Origin of the sequence: Pseudomonas sp. SWI7 (assembly GCF_006351945.1) — a bacterium.
In the GTDB taxonomy this organism is placed as follows: domain Bacteria; phylum Pseudomonadota; class Gammaproteobacteria; order Pseudomonadales; family Pseudomonadaceae; genus Aquipseudomonas; species Aquipseudomonas fulva.
On record NZ_CP040930.1, the window covers coordinates 4,855,223 to 4,868,997 of the forward strand.

The following is a 13,775-nucleotide window of genomic DNA, read 5'->3' on the forward strand; positions in this document are numbered from 1 at the left end:
GCTGCCGCGCGCCCTGCGCAGCAGCGCCTTCGAGGTGAACCATGACCACTACCACCGCCCGCCTGCGGGCTTCTCCCATGGATGCGCTACAGCGCTGGCTGCCCAAGCTGGTGCTGGCGCCGAGCATGTTCATCGTGCTGGTGGGCTTCTACGGCTACATCCTCTGGACCTTTGTGCTGTCCTTCACCACGTCCACGTTCCTGCCTACCTACAAGTGGGCAGGGCTGGCGCAGTACGTGCGTTTGTTCGACAACGACCGCTGGTGGGTGGCGAGCAAGAACCTGCTGGTGTTCGGCGGGCTGTTCATTACCATCAGCCTGGCGATTGGCGTGCTCCTGGCGGTGCTGCTGGACCAGCGCATTCGCCGCGAGGGGTTCATCCGCACCATTTACCTGTATCCCATGGCCCTGTCGATGATCGTTACCGGCACGGCCTGGAAGTGGTTGCTCAACCCTGGCATGGGGCTGGACAAGCTGCTGCGCGACTGGGGCTGGGAGGGCTTTCGCCTGGACTGGCTGCTGGACCCGGACCGGGTGGTGTACTGCCTGGTGATCGCGGCCGTGTGGCAGGCCTCGGGTTTCATCATGGCGATGTTCCTCGCCGGCCTGCGGGGCGTCGATCCCTCGATCATCCGCGCCGCCCAGATCGACGGTGCCAGCCTGCCGCGCATCTATTGGCGCGTGGTGCTGCCCAGCTTGCGCCCGGTGTTCTTCAGCTCGGTGATGATCCTCTCGCACATCGCCATCAAGAGCTTCGACCTGGTTGCTGCGATGACGGCAGGCGGGCCCGGCTATTCGTCTGACCTGCCGGCGATGTTCATGTATGCCTTCACCTTCAGCCGCGGGCAGATGGGCATGGGCTCGGCCAGTGCCATCCTCATGCTGGGGGCGATCCTGGCCATCCTGGTGCCTTACCTGTATTCAGAGTTGCGGAGCAAACGCCATGCATAGCCCTGTCGACAAACCCGCGCTCAGCCCCAGCCGGCTCGCCATCCATGCCGTGCTGCTGATCGCCGTGGTGCTGTACCTGGTGCCACTGGTGGTGATGCTGCTGACCAGTTTCAAAACCCCCGAGGACATCAGTACCGGCAACCTGCTCAGCTGGCCGACAGCGATCACGGCCATTGGCTGGGTCAAGGCCTGGGGCACGGTCAGCGGCTATTTCTGGAACTCGATTTTGATCACCGTGCCCGCGGTGCTGATTTCCACCACCATTGGTGCGCTCAATGGCTATGTGCTGTCGATGTGGCGCTTCCGTGGCTCGCAGCTGTTCTTCGGCCTGCTGTTGTTCGGCTGCTTCCTGCCGTTCCAGACGGTGCTGCTGCCGGCCTCGTTCACCCTGGGCAAGCTCGGGTTGGCCAGTACCACCACCGGCCTGGTGCTGGTACATGTGGTCTATGGCCTGGCCTTCACCACACTGTTCTTTCGCAACTTCTACGTCAGCATTCCCGATGCCCTGGTCAAGGCCGCACGGCTGGACGGGGCAGGGTTCTTCACCATCTTCAGGCGCATCATCCTGCCCATGTCAACGCCGATCATCATGGTCTGCCTGATCTGGCAGTTCACCCAGATCTGGAACGACTTCCTGTTCGGCGTGGTGTTCTCCAGTGGCGACTCGCAACCCATCACGGTGGCCTTGAACAACCTGGTCAATACCAGCACCGGGGCCAAGGAGTACAACGTCGACATGGCCGCCGCGATGATCGCCGGCCTGCCGACCCTGCTGGTGTACGTGGTGGCAGGCAAATATTTCGTGCGCGGGCTCACGGCCGGCGCGGTTAAGGGGTAAGTCATGGCAACGCTCGAACTTCGCAACGTGAACAAAACCTACGGTGCCGGGCTGCCGGATACCCTCAAGGACATCCAGCTGTCGATCAAGGACGGTGAGTTCCTGATCCTGGTCGGCCCTTCGGGCTGCGGCAAGTCGACCTTGATGAACTGCATCGCCGGGCTTGAGCAGATCACCGGTGGCGCCATCCTGATCGACCAGCAGGACGTCAGCGGCATGAGCCCCAAGGACCGTGACATCGCCATGGTGTTCCAGTCCTATGCGCTGTACCCGACCATGACCGTGCGCGAGAACATCGAATTTGGCCTGAAGATCCGCAAGATGCCCCAAGCCGCCATCGACGAGGAGGTGGCGCGGGTGGCCAAGCTGCTGCAGATCGAGCACCTGCTGGCGCGCAAGCCGGCGCAACTGTCTGGCGGTCAGCAGCAGCGCGTGGCCATGGGCAGGGCGCTGGCGCGCCGGCCGAAGATCTACCTGTTCGATGAACCGTTGTCCAACCTCGATGCCAAGTTACGGGTCGAGATGCGCACTGAAATGAAACTGATGCACCAGCGCCTGAAAACCACCACCGTCTACGTCACCCATGATCAGATCGAGGCCATGACCCTGGGTGACAAGGTAGCTGTCATGAAGGACGGCATCATCCAGCAGTTCGGTACGCCTCAGCAGATCTACAACGACCCGGCCAACCAGTTCGTCGCAAGCTTCATTGGCTCGCCGCCCATGAACTTCGTGCCGGCGCGGCTGGTTGCACAAGGCGGTCAGCTGCATGCGGTACTCGACAGTGGCCAGGCACGCTGCGAGCTGCCCCTGCCCGGCGCCGACCTGGGCCTGGAAGGGCGCGAAATCGTCTTGGGCATTCGTCCCGAGCAGATTGCCCTGGGCGCCGAGGGTGGCAACGGCGGGCCAAGCATTCGCGCCCAGGTACAGGTCACCGAGCCCACCGGCCCGGACATGCTGGTGTTCGTGACACTCAACCAGACCAAGGTGTGCTGCCGACTGGCCCCCGACGTGGCCTGCCAGGTAGGCGACACCCTGGCCCTGCAGTTCGACCCGGCGCGGGTGCTGCTGTTCGACGCCCAGAGCGGCGAGCGCCTACAGGCAACCCGTATCGCCAATACCGTCAAGGACAACATGGCTGCCCTCGGTGGCCGTTGAATCGTCTACACCATCAATAAGAAAAAGAGGACGCAACGCAATGGAACAGCGCAATCGTATTACCACCTGGGGCTCACTGGCGTTGCTTGCGCCGCTGGCGATGGCCGTCAGTACTGGCCTGCAGGCTGCCGAAGCTTTCTCCAGCGAGTCGAAATGGATGACCGGTGATTGGGGCGGCACCCGCACCGAGCTGCTGGAAAAAGGCTACGACTTCACCGTCGATTACGTTGGCGAAGTGGCCAGCAACCTCCACGGTGGCTACAACAACGACAAGACCGCCCGCTACAGCGACCAGTTCGCCTTGGGTGCGCACTTGGACCTGCAGAAGATCTTCGGCTGGCACGATGCCGAATTCAAACTGGCCATCACCGAGCGAAGCGGTCGCAACCTGTCCAACGACCGCATCAGCGACCCACGCGCCGGGCAGTTCAGCTCGGTGCAGGAAGTGTGGGGACGCGGCCAGACCTGGCGCTTGACCCAGATGTGGTTCAAACAGAAGTACTTCGACGGCGCGCTGGACGTGAAATTCGGCCGCTTTGGGCCGGGGGAGGACTTCAACAGCTTCCCTTGCGACTTCCAGAACCTGGCGTTCTGCGGCTCGCAAGTGGGTAACTGGGTGGGCGGTATCTGGTACAACTGGCCCGTCAGCCAATGGGCGACGCGCGTCAAGTACAACGTCACCCCCGAGTTCTATGTACAAGTCGGTGCCTACGAGCAGAACCCGTCCAACCTGGAAACCGGCAATGGCTTCAAGCTGAGCGGCAGCGGCACCAAGGGCGCGATCCTGCCGGTGGAAATGGTCTGGACGCCGAAGCTCAACGGCCTGCCCGGCGAATACCGCCTGGGCTATTACTACAGCACCGCCGATGCCGAAGATGTGTACAAGGACGTCAACGGTAACGCCCAAGGGCTCAGTGGTTCGGGCTTCAAGTCGCACTCTAGCAAGCACGGCTGGTGGGTGGTGGCGCAACAGCAGGTGACGGCCCAGGCGGGCGACGTCAACCGCGGGCTGAGCCTGTTCGCCAACTTCACGGTGCACGACAAGGCCACCAACGTGGTCGACAACTACCAGCAGGTGGGCATGGTCTACAAAGGCGCCTTCGATGCCCGGCCCAAGGATGATATCGGTTTCGGTATCGCCCGCATCCACGTCAATGACGATGTGCGCAAGCGTGCGCGCCAGCTCAACGACATGAGCGGCATCAACGACTACGACAACCCAGGCTTCGTCCCGCTGCAACGTACCGAGTACAACGCCGAGCTGTACTACGGCTTCCACGTCACCAACTGGCTGACCGTGCGGCCGAACCTTCAGTACATCAAGAGCCCCGGCGGCGTAGATGAAGTGGACAATGCGCTGGTGGCAGGCCTGAAGATTCAGTCGTCTTTCTAAGTGCATTTGTTGTAAATTTACGCCAATCCCGTTTGGCGCCCGGCAACCACTGACCTGCAGTGGTTGCCGTGGACAGGCCAAGACAGCGCTACCTCAAACAACAAGAGCCCTGCACCATGCCTGAGCATCCGCTCCATCGCTTCTTCGCCGCGCGGCGGCCCCGGCCGACGTTCGAATGGGAGCGCTACCAGCAGCGCGATGTGCTGATCATCGATCACCCCCTGTGCCAGGCGGCTTTCAGTCGCCAGGGGGCACAGTTGCTGCATTTCCAGCCCACAGGTGAACGGCCCTGGCTGTGGTGCGCAGAACAGTGGCCACAGGTGGGCGCCATTCGCGGCGGGGTGCCGGTCTGCTGGCCCTGGTACGGGCGCCATCCCAGTGAAGACCTGTGGCCTGCCCACGGTTGGGCCCGCCTGCTGGACTGGAAGCTGATGGACAGTCATGAGGATGAGCAGGGCGTGGTCCTCAAGTGGCGCCTGGAACTGTGCGACTGGCAGGTCGACCTGGAGGCGCGGCTGGGCAGCCGCATGGAGTTGAGCCTGAGCACCGAGCATCAGGACAGCGAGCCGTGCCAGTTGAGTCATGCCTTGCTGGCCTACTGGCGTATCAGTGACGTGTCGGAGGTAGCGCTGTCCGGGCTCGAGGACATCGAGGGGTACGACCACCTCAACCGTCAGGCATGCCGCCAGGACGGGGCGCTCAAGCCCAAGGGCGGCTGCCAGCGGGTCTATCCGGGCATTCCGCGCGTGCAACTGCATGACCCGGCCTGGCAGCGCCAGCTGTGCATCGACACCGGCGACAGCGACGACACGGTCGTATGGCACCCCGGCAGCCGGCCGCTATTGGGGGTTACCGGGCGCGAGTGCCAGCGTTTCGTGTGTGTGGAGGCGGCCAGCGGCAGCGACGACGGCCTGAGCCTGGCACCGGGGCAGCGCGCGCACTTGAGTCTGCAGGCGCACCGGCTCAGCTGAGTTCGTCGTCCTCGATGGGGTAGCGACTGGCGTTGAGGCTTTCCTTGATTTTGCGCAGGTGTGGCTGGAAATCCACGCCCCGGCGCAAGGTCATGCCGGTGGCCAGCACATCGAGTACGGTCAACTGGATGATGCGCGAGGTCATCGGCATATAGATGTCGGTGTCTTCGGGCAGGGGGATGTGAAGGCTAAGGCTGCAGGCGTTGGCCAGCGGCGACCCGGCCGCTGTCAGGCCCAGCACCGAGGCGCCGTTTTCCCTGGCCAGACGGGCTACTTCCACCAGCTCGCGAGTACGCCCAGTGTAGGAAATGATCACGAACAGGTCGCCAGTATGGGTCACCGAGGCCAGCATGCGTTGCATCAGTACGTCGGCATGCGCCGACACTGCCAGGTTGAAGCGGAAGAACTTGTGCTGGGCATCCAGCGCCACCGGCGCGGAGGCGCCCAGGCCGAAGAAGTGAATCTGCCGAGCCTGGATCATCATGTCGACTGCGCGGCTGACCTGCTGGGGATCCAGCTGCTGGCAGGCACTGTCGAGCGAGGCGATGGCGCTGGCGAAAATTTTCTGGGTATAGGCCGCCGGATCGTCATCGGCCTCCACCGCACGGCTGACGTAGGCAGCGCCGCTGGCCAGGCTTTGCGCCAGTTGCAGTTTCAGCTCCGGGTAACCGCTGACACCGAATGAGCGGCAGAAGCGGTTGACGGTCGGTTCGCTGACCTTGGCCGCCTGTGCCAGCGCCGCGATGCTGAAGCGTGTGGCTTGTTGCGGGTTGAGCAGGATGACTTCGGCGACTTTGCGTTCGGCCTTGTTCAGCTCGTCGAGGCGTCCCTGGATCTGTTCCAGGAGGTTTCTCACGCGGTCCATGGGGTGTCCTTGGGTCGGGAAGACAGCCAGCTGAGGGAGCAGCAGGCCTGTTTGCAGGGTCGTCTATCGTACTGGCGGCGCCGATTGCGCACCACTCGTCTGTCATACATCCGAATAATGTTATGGTTTTTACTACATTTTTCCTTGAAAACCCTAACTGAAAACGGTATTTCTAAATCAACTTTAGGAAAGAACCAACATCATGGCTGCAATCAGTGTCGAACCTTGCACATTTGCCCTGTTTGGCGCCCTGGGCGACCTGGCCCTGCGCAAGCTCTTCCCTGCGCTCTACCAGCTCGACCGCGCCGGGCTATTGCACGCCCAGACGCGCCTGCTGGCGCTGGCGCGTGAGGCTGGCAGCGCCCAGGATCACCTGAACAGCATCGAAGCCCACTTGCGCAAACATGTGCCCGAGGCCGACATCGAGGCTCCGGCGCTCGAGCGCTTCCTGGCAAGGCTCGATTACCAGCACCTGGATTTTCTGCAGCCAGAAGGCTATCAGGCCCTGGCCGCGCAAGTGCCTGACGGGCATCCCCTGATCGCCTACTTCGCCACGGCCGCCGTTGTGTATGGTGCCATCAGCGAAAACCTGGACAAGGCGGGCCTGAGCGAGCGCACCCGTGTGGTACTGGAGAAGCCGATCGGTCACGACCTTGAGTCCTCACGCCGGGTCAATGATGCCGTGGCGCGGTTCTTTCCCGAAAGCCGCGTCTATCGCATCGACCACTACCTGGGCAAGGAGACGGTACAGAACCTGATCGCCTTGCGCTTCGCCAACAGCCTGTTCGAAACCCAATGGAACCAGAACTCCATCTCCCACGTGGAAATCACGGTGGCGGAGAAGGTGGGTATCGAGGGTCGCTGGGGCTACTTCGACAAGGCCGGGCAGTTGCGCGACATGATCCAGAACCACCTGTTGCAGTTGCTGTGCCTGATTGCCATGGACCCGCCGAGCGAGCTGTCGGCCGACGCCATTCGCGACGAGAAGGTCAAGGTGCTCAAGGCGCTGGCGCCAATCACCGGAGACGGGTTGAGCACGCGGGTGGTGCGCGGGCAGTACATTGCCGGCTACAGCGATGGCAAGCCGGTGCCGGGTTACCTTGAAGAAGACAACGCCAACAGCCAGAGCGACACCGAGACCTTCGTCGCTCTGCGCGCCGACATTCGCAACTGGCGCTGGTCGGGCGTGCCGTTCTACCTGCGCACCGGCAAGCGCATGCCGCAAAAGCTGTCGCAGATCGTCATCCACTTCAAGGAAACGCCGCACTACATCTTTGCCCCGGAACAGCGTTTGCAGGTGGGCAACAAGTTGATCATTCGCCTGCAGCCGGACGAAGGTATCTCCCTGCGCGTGATGACCAAGGAGCAAGGGCTGGACAAGGGTATGCAACTGCGCAGTGGCCCGCTGCAACTGAATTTTTCCGACGCCTGGCGTAGCGCGCGGATTCCGGACGCCTATGAACGCTTGCTGCTTGAAGTGATGCGGGGCAACCAGAACCTGTTCGTGCGCAAGGACGAAATCGAGTACGCCTGGAAGTGGTGTGACCAGCTGATTGCCGGCTGGCGCAACACAGGCGACGCCCCCAAGCCCTATGCTGCGGGCAGCTGGGGGCCAATGAGCTCGATTGCTTTGATCACCCGCGATGGGAGGGCCTGGTATGGCGACATCTGAAACATTGTCCGACTTGCAGTTTCCGACGAGCACCGAGGTGCATCAACTGCCCGACGCAAGCACCCTGGCTGACACATTGGCCAAGGATGTGAGTGAGCGCCTGCGGGCGGCCATCGACGCTAAAGGCCAGGCCTGCGTCGTGCTGTCTGGTGGACGCAGCCCGGTGCCTTTTCTCGAGCAACTGGCCAAGCAGGACATGGACTGGAGCAAGGTGACGGTTAGCCTTGCCGATGAGCGCTGGGTGCCGGTGGAGCACGCCGACAGCAATGCCGGCCTGTTGGCCCGGCACCTGCTCACAGGGCAGGCCGCCCAAGCGCGCTTCATTGGCTTGTACCAGCAAGCGCCTTCGCTGGAAGAAGCTGCAGAGCAGGCCGATCGCGCCCTGGCCGATCTGCCGCCCATCGACGTGCTGGTACTGGGTATGGGTGACGATGGCCATACGGCCTCGCTGTTCCCAGCCAGTCCCAACTTGGCCGAGGGCCTTGATCCAAACAATCCCCGCCGTTGCCTACCGCTAATGGCGCCAACCGTTCCCCATCAGCGTCTTTCCATGACCCGATCGCTGCTGGCCACGGCAGGGTTCACCGCATTGTCCGTGCAAGGGCCAGGCAAACTCGCTACCCTGCGCGCCGCGCTGGCGGATGGCGACCTCGCCGAAATGCCCATTCGCGCTTTTCTTCACGCACCCCTGGACATCTACTGGTGCCCATGAGCCAAGGATCCACAGCAATGATCACCCTCGAACGTCCACAGCCCAAGCTCTCGATGGCCGACAAGGCCGCGCGGGTCGACGCCATCTGCGAAGCGGCGCGCATCCTGCCGGTGATCACCATCGCCCGCGAACAGGACATCCTGCCACTGGCCGATGCCCTGGCAGCCGGCGGTATCCGCACGCTGGAAGTGACCCTGCGTTCACAGCATGGCCTGAAGGCCATCGAAGTGCTGCGTGAGCAGCGCCCCGAACTGTGTGTAGGCGCCGGGACGGTGCTCGATCGCGCCATGTTTGCAGCCGTCGAGGCCGCTGGCGCCCAGTTCGTCGTCACGCCCGGCATTACCCAGGATGTGCTCCAAGCAGGTGTGGAGAGCGAAATCCCATTGCTGCCGGGTATCAGCACCCCGTCCGAAATCATGATGGGCTACGCGCTGGGCTACCGCCGTTTCAAGCTGTTCCCCGCCGAAATCAGCGGTGGCGTGGCGGCGATCAAAGCCTTTGCAGGCCCGTTTGGCGATATCCGTTTCTGCCCCACCGGCGGCGTCAACCCGGCCAACGTGCGCAATTACATGGCCTTGGCCAATGTGATGTGTGTAGGCGGCACCTGGATGCTCGACAGCAGCTGGATCAAGAATGGCGACTGGGCTCGCATCGAGGCCTGCAGTGCCGAGGCCATGGCGCTGGTGGACGGTCACTGAATTTCGTTGTGTGCTTTACGGCTTTTTGGGCGCTTGGTCGGCGCCCATTTTTTTGCCTGCCGTTTGCCGCTTGCGGGTGGTGAGCGCGTAGACGGTAGAGGTAAGTGTGCCTTTAGAACGTTGGGGCCGCAAAGCGGCCCCAACAATCCCGAGTCAACAACATCGGCTAAAGAGGCCGCTTTCTCCCTGACAGCACTCAGGCCGCCTTGGCCTCTTGCTGGCTCAGCGAGCGGTTCAGCGCGCTGAACAGGGCCTTGAAGCTGGCTGTGGTGATGTTTTCATCGATACCCACACCGTGCACAGGACGCCCGCCGGCTACACGCAGCTCGATGTAGGCCGCTGCCTTGGCGTTGGTGCCGGCGCCGATGGCATGTTCGTTGTAGTCCATGATTTCGACGGCAACCGGCAGGCCGGCAACCAGGGCTTCCAGAGCGCCATTGCCCTTGCCGCGCCAGTGCAGCGTGGTCTCGCCTTCGCCAGCGACTTCCACTTCCACGGCACTGTGGCCGTTTTCTTCCTGCAGGCGATGGCTGACCAGCGCGTATGGCGCATTGGCTTGCAAGTATTCCTTGTGCAGCAAGCTGTAGATCTGCTGCGCCGTCATTTCCAGGCCCAGGCGGTCGGTTTCGCCCTGCACAACCTGGCTGAACTCGATTTGCATGCGGCGCGGCAGGCTGATGCCGTATTCCTGCTCGAGCAGGTAGGTGATGCCGCCTTTGCCGGACTGGCTGTTGACGCGAATCACGGCCTCGTAGCTACGACCGATATCGGCCGGGTCGATCGGCAGGTACGGAACTTCCCACAACTCGCCTTCCTGCTGCTTGGCCAGGCCCTTGCGAATGGCATCCTGGTGCGAGCCGGAGAAGGCTGTGTGCACCAGGTCGCCTACGTACGGGTGGCGCGGGTGTACCGGCAGCTGGTTGCATTCTTCGACGACCTTGCGCACACCGTCGATATCGGAGAAATCCAGGCCCGGATCGATGCCCTGGGTGTACAGGTTCAAGGCCAGCGTCACCAGGTCGACGTTGCCGGTACGCTCACCATTGCCGAACAGGCAGCCCTCGGCACGGTCGGCGCCGGCCATCAGGCCCAGCTCGGTCGCGGCGATGCCGGTTCCCCGGTCGTTGTGGCAGTGCAGGCTGATGATCACGCTGTCACGGCGGTTGATGTGGCGGCAGAACCATTCGATCTGGTCGGCGTACACGTTGGGCGTGGCGACTTCGACGGTAGCCGGCAGGTTGAGGATGATCTTGTGCTCGGGTGTAGGGTTCCACACCTCGATGACCGCATCGCACACTTCCTTGGCAAATTCCATCTCGGTAGCGCTGAAGGTTTCGGGCGAGTACTGGAATGTCCAGTGCGTGTCCGGCTGCTGTGCGGCGTATTTGACGAACAGCTTGGCCGCGTTTACCGCGATGTCCTTCACGCCCTGCTTGTCCTGGTTGAAGACGATGCGGCGGAAAGCCGGGCAGGTGGCGTTGTACAGGTGAACGATGGCCTTCTTGGCGCCGCGCAGGGACTCGAAGGTACGGGCAATCAGGTCTTCACGCGCCTGGGTCAGCACCTGGATGGTGGTGTCCTCTGGAATATGACCGTCTTCGATCAAGGTGCGGACGAAGTCGAAGTCGGTTTGCGAGGCCGAAGGGAAGGAGGCTTCAATTTCCTTCACGCCCACTTGCACCAAGGTCTTCCAGAACCGCAGCTTCTTCTCCGCATCCATCGGCTCGATCAGCGACTGGTTACCGTCCCGCAGGTCCGAGCTGCACCAGATGGGCGCCTCGGTGATGGTCTTGGACGGCCAGGTACGGTCGGGCAGGTCGATGGTGGGAAAGGCGCGGTATTTCTTCGAAGGGTCTTTGAGCATGGTCATGGAAGCAATCCTTTTATGTGCGGCCGAGATCGGGCCTGCCGAGCAGTAACGAGGTGGGGGCGAGGCGACGCGATTCAGCCTGGTAGTCGAGCGCTGACCAGGCAGAGGCTGCGATGTTGTCGGAGCAAGATGAGGGTGCTGAAGGTTTTCATGGCCTCAACCCTAACCAGTGGGCTGAGGGTTGGCAAGCGTTGAAAAAAAATTGAGAGAAATGCTCAAAAAAAGCGCTATTGCGAGATTTTCTTGTGGCTAGCATTTGAATGCTTTGCATCTGTTGCGCAGTATTTTTCTTTGGCGCAATGGTGTGTCAACCGTTCAGAAGGGCTTCAGATCTGCGTTGGCCCGGCAATCGCCGCCCGTTTCGTCGGGCGGCTCAAGGGTCTATCGACGCAGAGTCAGCCCTGCCTCAGGGCTGAAAGGCACCGATGAAGATCGCCGGGTCAACACGCGCATCGTTCAGGCTGACGTTCCAGTGCATGTGCGGCCCGGTCGCGCGCCCCGTTGAGCCAACGCGCCCAACCACATCGCCACGACGCAGCTGCTGCCCGTTCTGCACGTCGATCCTGGACATATGGCAGAACATGCTGATGAAGCCCTGCCCGTGGTCGACGAACACCGTGCGGCCATTGAAAAAATAATCGCCTACCAGAATCACCTTGCCATTGGCTGGCGTCTTGATCGGCGTACCCGCTGGTACGGCGAAATCCAGGCCCGCATGGGGGTTGCGCTCTTCACCATTGAAGAACCGGCGCACGCCGAACTTGCTCGACAGCGGCCCATTGACCGGCTTGTCGAGGATCAGGTTGCTTGGCAATGCCGGGCTGAAGCTGCGGTAGGCCTTGATCTGCTCGGCCAGTTCGCGATCGATGCGCTTGAGGTCGGCCGGATTGGGGTTGACCTGGCGGGTGTTCTTCAAGGTGATGCGCTGTTCGGGGTACTGCTTGTGGCCCACGGTGAAGGGCAGGCTTCGGCTGCCTTGCTGCACCACCGCCTGCCCAGGCTTCTGGGTCAGGGGGATACCGACGATGGCCAACCAGTTGTCCTGTTCCTTGACCACCAGCACCGGCTTGCCATCGAAGCGTGCGCTGGGGGCACTGGCTGCCGGCCCCAGGTCGACCACTGCAACGCCGCCGGGCACCGGCTTGTTCAGCGTGCGGGTGATGTAGCTGGCCTGGGCTGTGGCGCTCAGGACGGTGAAGGCGAGGGCGAGCAGTGACGCGAGCAAGCGGGGCATGGGTCAATCCAGAAGTGAGAGCGTGACCGGAGTCAGGTGGTTATCTTCGACCCGCACCTGCAGCTCGCCTTCGTTGAGGCGTGCGGTGAGGCGCTGGCCGTTGCGCGTCTGTTCGGCGCTGCGGATGGCCTGGCCTTGTTCGTCGAGCAGAATGCTGTAGCCGCGCGCCAGCGTCGCCAGGGGGCTGACGATCTGCAGGGTCTGTAGCTGGGCCTGGAAGCGCTGGCGCCGGTCCTTGAGCACGTCGCGCATGGCCCGTGGCAGTCGCTCGGCCAGGCTGTCCAGGCGCTGGCCCAGCAGGGCCAGGGTGCGCCCGGGATGTTGCGCAGCCAGGCGCGTCTCCAGGCGCACCAAGCGCTCGCGGCGCTGATTGAGGTTGTGCAGGAAGGCACGGCGCAGGCGCATGTCCAGGTCATCAAGGCGCTGAGCCTGCTGACGCAGGCGTTCGCCCGGATGGCGCAAGCGGCGAATCAGCGACTCCAGGCGCAGGCGATCATGCACCAACCGGTTCTGCATGCGCAGGGTCAGGCGCCGTTGCAGGCCGTCCAGGCGATGCTGCAACCCGCTGCTGTCGGGGGCAAGCAGCTCGGCCGCAGCAGACGGGGTAGGGGCACGCACGTCGGCTACGAAGTCGCTGATCGACACGTCGGTTTCATGGCCCACGGCGCTCACGATCGGCGTCTTGCACGCGGCCACGGCGCGCGCCACGGCTTCCTCGTTGAAGCACCACAGGTCCTCCAGCGAACCGCCGCCGCGGGCCAGGATCAATGCGTCGAAACCGCGGCTGTCGGCCAGGCGAATGGCGCGCACGATCTGGGCGATGGCTTCGCGGCCCTGCACGGCGGTGGGGATCAGGTTCAACTCCACCTGGGGCGCGCGACGGGCGAACACACTGATGATGTCGCGGATCACGGCCCCGGTGGGGGAGGTGATGATGCCGATACGCTGGGGATGCGCAGGCAGCGCGCGCTTGCTGTCGGTGCTGAACAAGCCCTCGGCGCCAAGCTTTTCCTTGAGCGCCTCGAAAGCCAGGCGCAGCGCACCATCGCCAGCAGGCTCCACCGTATCGAGGATCAGCTGATAGTCGCCACGGCCTTCGAACAGGGACACCTTGCCGCGCACCCGTACCGCCAGGCCATCACGCAGTGCCTGGCGCACCCGCGTGGCGCTCTGCCGGAAGAGGGCGCAGCGCACCTGGGCACCGCTGTCCTTGAGGGTGAAGTACATGTGACCGGAGGCCGGCCGGGCCAGGTTGGAAATCTCGCCCTCCACCCACACGCTGCGGAAAACGTCTTCCAGCAGCACCCGGGCGCGGCCATTGAGTTGGCTGACGGTGAGCACATCACGGTCAAGGCCGAGGCGTTCGAAAGGGTCTTTGATCATGGGAAGGCACTATAAAGGATGAGGGGGCCGG

General features: G+C 62.9%; 12 protein-coding genes. 8 read left to right on the forward strand and 4 right to left on the reverse strand.

The features are described 5' to 3' along the window. The first annotated feature begins 41 nt into the window (after positions 1 to 41). The 5 genes from FH041_RS22260 (at position 42) to FH041_RS22280 (ending at position 5,310) form a co-directional block, all read left to right on the forward strand. The gene (locus FH041_RS22260) at positions 42 to 950 is read left to right on the forward strand and encodes a carbohydrate ABC transporter permease (protein WP_023533407.1); all 909 of its coding nucleotides are present in this window, start codon (positions 42 to 44) and stop codon (positions 948 to 950) included. Beyond that, the gene (locus tag FH041_RS22265; RefSeq protein ID WP_023533435.1) at positions 943 to 1,788 is read left to right on the forward strand and encodes a carbohydrate ABC transporter permease; all 846 of its coding nucleotides are present in this window, start codon (positions 943 to 945) and stop codon (positions 1,786 to 1,788) included. The genes FH041_RS22260 and FH041_RS22265 overlap by 8 nt, the downstream gene beginning before the upstream one ends. 3 nt (positions 1,789 to 1,791) lie before the next feature. After that, positions 1,792 to 2,946, forward strand: a complete 1,155-nt coding sequence (locus FH041_RS22270; protein ID WP_028687071.1) for an ABC transporter ATP-binding protein — start codon at positions 1,792 to 1,794, stop codon at positions 2,944 to 2,946. 100 nt (positions 2,947 to 3,046) lie between these two features. Continuing rightward, positions 3,047 to 4,339: a carbohydrate porin gene (locus tag FH041_RS22275; protein ID WP_225806717.1), complete on the forward strand. Its 1,293-nt coding sequence runs from the start codon at positions 3,047 to 3,049 to the stop codon at positions 4,337 to 4,339. A 116-nt stretch (positions 4,340 to 4,455) separates the two neighbouring features. Continuing rightward, a complete protein-coding gene (locus tag FH041_RS22280; RefSeq protein ID WP_023533397.1) occupies positions 4,456 to 5,310 on the forward strand; it encodes a D-hexose-6-phosphate mutarotase in 855 nt (284 codons plus the stop codon). On the opposite strand, the gene hexR is transcribed toward FH041_RS22280, so the two are convergent. Further along, the gene (gene hexR, locus FH041_RS22285) at positions 5,303 to 6,166 is read right to left on the reverse strand and encodes a DNA-binding transcriptional regulator HexR (RefSeq protein ID WP_173645906.1); all 864 of its coding nucleotides are present in this window, start codon (positions 6,164 to 6,166) and stop codon (positions 5,303 to 5,305) included. The two genes, FH041_RS22280 and hexR, sit on opposite strands and share 8 nt — an antisense overlap. Before the next feature lie 211 nt (positions 6,167 to 6,377). Here hexR and zwf point away from each other — a divergent pair, with 211 nt between their 5' ends. From zwf to FH041_RS22300, 3 genes are read left to right on the forward strand one after another with little or no spacing between them, the layout of a single operon-like run. Beyond that, positions 6,378 to 7,847 carry a glucose-6-phosphate dehydrogenase gene (zwf, locus tag FH041_RS22290; protein ID WP_027913791.1) on the forward strand — a complete coding sequence of 490 codons (1,470 nt, stop codon included), beginning with the start codon at positions 6,378 to 6,380 and terminating at the stop codon, positions 7,845 to 7,847. Next, complete coding sequence (gene pgl, locus FH041_RS22295) at positions 7,834 to 8,559, forward strand: 6-phosphogluconolactonase (RefSeq protein WP_371920342.1); 726 nt, start codon at positions 7,834 to 7,836, stop codon at positions 8,557 to 8,559. The genes zwf and pgl overlap by 14 nt, the downstream gene beginning before the upstream one ends. A gap of 17 nt (positions 8,560 to 8,576) precedes the next feature. Further along, the gene (locus FH041_RS22300) at positions 8,577 to 9,257 is read left to right on the forward strand and encodes a bifunctional 4-hydroxy-2-oxoglutarate aldolase/2-dehydro-3-deoxy-phosphogluconate aldolase (RefSeq protein WP_023533406.1); all 681 of its coding nucleotides are present in this window, start codon (positions 8,577 to 8,579) and stop codon (positions 9,255 to 9,257) included. Between the two features lie 196 nt (positions 9,258 to 9,453). Here the strand turns inward: FH041_RS22300 and leuA are convergent, their stop codons facing one another. The 3 genes from leuA to xseA form a co-directional block, all read right to left on the reverse strand. Further along, entirely contained in the window at positions 9,454 to 11,127 is a 1,674-nt protein-coding gene (gene leuA / locus FH041_RS22305) for a 2-isopropylmalate synthase (protein WP_023533308.1), read from the reverse strand. A gap of 406 nt (positions 11,128 to 11,533) precedes the next feature. Beyond that, the gene (locus tag FH041_RS22310) at positions 11,534 to 12,361 is read right to left on the reverse strand and encodes a M23 family metallopeptidase (protein ID WP_027913793.1); all 828 of its coding nucleotides are present in this window, start codon (positions 12,359 to 12,361) and stop codon (positions 11,534 to 11,536) included. A 3-nt stretch (positions 12,362 to 12,364) separates the two neighbouring features. After that, the gene (gene xseA, locus FH041_RS22315) at positions 12,365 to 13,744 is read right to left on the reverse strand and encodes an exodeoxyribonuclease VII large subunit (RefSeq protein ID WP_023533297.1); all 1,380 of its coding nucleotides are present in this window, start codon (positions 13,742 to 13,744) and stop codon (positions 12,365 to 12,367) included. Positions 13,745 to 13,775: the final 31 nt, after the last annotated feature.